This window comes from Micromonospora sp. NPDC003776 (assembly GCF_053605645.1).
This window is the reverse complement of record NZ_JBSGJR010000876.1, coordinates 1-1,852: the sequence shown is the minus strand read 5'-3', so window position 1 is coordinate 1,852 and position 1,852 is coordinate 1. Positions and strand designations below refer to the sequence as shown.

The window sequence follows — 1,852 nt, the reverse complement described above, 5'->3', positions numbered from 1 at the left end:
CTGGACGCCGCCCTCGCCGCCCGGCTGGCCATCGCCGGGCCGGTGGACCGGCGGCTGCTGCACGCGTGGCGGCTGCTGTCGGCCAGCGGGGGAGCCGTCGGCGTCGCCGCGCTGGCCGGCGAGGTGGGCTGGAGCCGGCGGCACCTGGCGACGCTGTTCCGGCGGGAGTTCGGCCTGCCGCCGAAGACCGTCGGCCGGCTGCTCCGCTTCCAGCGCGCGTACGCGACCCTCGGCCAGGGGCTGGCCGGCACGCCGGTGACCCTCGGCCACGAGCCGGCCGGCGGGCCGCTGCCGGGTCGACCCCGCGCGCCGGACGAGGCGACGGTGCCGGGCTGGGCGGAGCTGGCCGTCAGGTGCGGCTACTACGACCAGTCGCACCTGATCCGCGACTTCCGGGAGTTCGCCGGCCGGACCCCGGCGAGAGGGCGCCGCCCCGGGTCACATTCGTCCAATCCCGGCTGACCGGCCCGCCGCCAGACTGGGGGCATGCGAAGCATCTACCCGGTCCTGCGGTACCCCGACGCGCGTGCCGCGATCGACTTCCTCCGCGCCGCGTTCGACCTCACCCTGCACGAGCTGCACGAGGGCCCGGACGGCACGGTCCGGCACGCCCAGCTCGGCTACGGCGACGACCTGGTCATGCTGGGCACCGGACCCGCCCCGGCGGCCCGGCCGGCCGACGACGACTACCGCGTCTACGTGGCGGTGGACGACGTCGACCAGCACCACGAGCGTGCCCGGGCGGCCGGTGCGGAGATCGTCCGGCACCCCTTCGACACCGACTACGGCTCCCGCGACTACGTGGCCCGGGACCCGGCCGGCCTGGTCTGGTCGTTCGGCACGTACCGGCCGTGAGCCGGGGCGGGGCGACCGTGCCAGACCGGCCGTGGAGCGCGGCGGTCGCCCGCCCTCATTGCACTGAGCAATCGAGGTATTGCCCAGCGTGACTGTCGTGCGTACTCTCCCTGCGGGAGGCTCGCATGCCGTTGTCAGCAAGTCCTGTCGTCCGGCGGGTGCGGCTCGGGGCGGAGCTGCGCCGGCTGCGTCACCGGGAGGCGCTCACCCTCGAGCAGGTCTGTGCCCGGCTCGGGTGGGCGTCCACGTCCAAACTGTCCCGCATCGAGCTCGGCCAGAGCCGCCCCGACCTGGCCGACGTGCTCGATCTGCTCGACGTCTACGAGGTGCCGCCCGAGCGGCGCACCGAGCTGATCGTCATCGCCCGGGATGCGGCCACCGGCCGCGGCTGGTCCAAGGCGCTGGGCGAGATGGGCGAGCGGCAGCGGGCGTACGCGGAGCTGGAGGCGGGCGCCGCGCGCATCGTGGAATACCAGCCGGCCGTCGTGCCCGGGCTGCTCCAGACCCCGGCGTACGCCCGGCTGCGGGTGACCGCCGGGTCGCTGCTCTGCGACGGCGTGGACGTGGAGGCCGACGTTCGAGCCCGCGCCGTGCGGCAGGAGGTGCTGCGCCGACCCGACCCGCCCCGGTACACGGCCCTGCTGGACGAGCGGGTCTGCGACCCCGGGAGCACCCCGGACGACGTCTGGCGGGACCAGCTGCGCCACCTGCTCGCCCTCGCCGAGCATCCGCACGTCACCGTCCGGCTGCTGCCGCGGGACGCCGCGCCGCACGGCGGGGTGCATCCACTGGCCGCCTTCGCCTACTACGCCCACCCGGACCCGGCGGATCCGCGTACCGTCCTGGTGGAGACGCTCACCGCCGATCTGCGGCTGGTCGCGGAGGCCGACATCGCCCGCTACGAGCGGCTGATCGACTGGCTCGCCGCGGCGGCGCTGTCCGCGGCGGAGACCGTCGCGCTGCTCGGCCGGCGGCTCGGCCCGGCGCTGGTGCCCCG

Annotated in this window: 3 protein-coding genes; all 3 read left to right on the top strand. The window is 76.0% G+C overall.

The genetic code is table 11. The features are described from left to right. The coding region (locus ACWEVO_RS35985) for a helix-turn-helix domain-containing protein (protein WP_452311861.1) at positions 1–462 on the top strand (462 nt) is incomplete at its 5' end. Positions 463–486: 24 nt separating this feature from the next. Next, positions 487–855, top strand: a complete 369-nt coding sequence (locus ACWEVO_RS35980; RefSeq protein WP_452311860.1) for a VOC family protein — start codon at positions 487–489, stop codon at positions 853–855. A 125-nt stretch (positions 856–980) separates the two neighbouring features. After that, positions 981–1,852 (top strand): helix-turn-helix domain-containing protein (locus ACWEVO_RS35975; protein ID WP_452311859.1); only part of this gene is annotated, 872 nt, incomplete at its 3' end.

What these genes read in the sequence shown, in the direction of transcription:
- ACWEVO_RS35980 (WP_452311860.1), top strand. Translation starts at nt 487, where the DNA reads ATGCGAAGCATCTACCCGGTCCTGCGGTACCCCGACGCGCGTGCCGCG.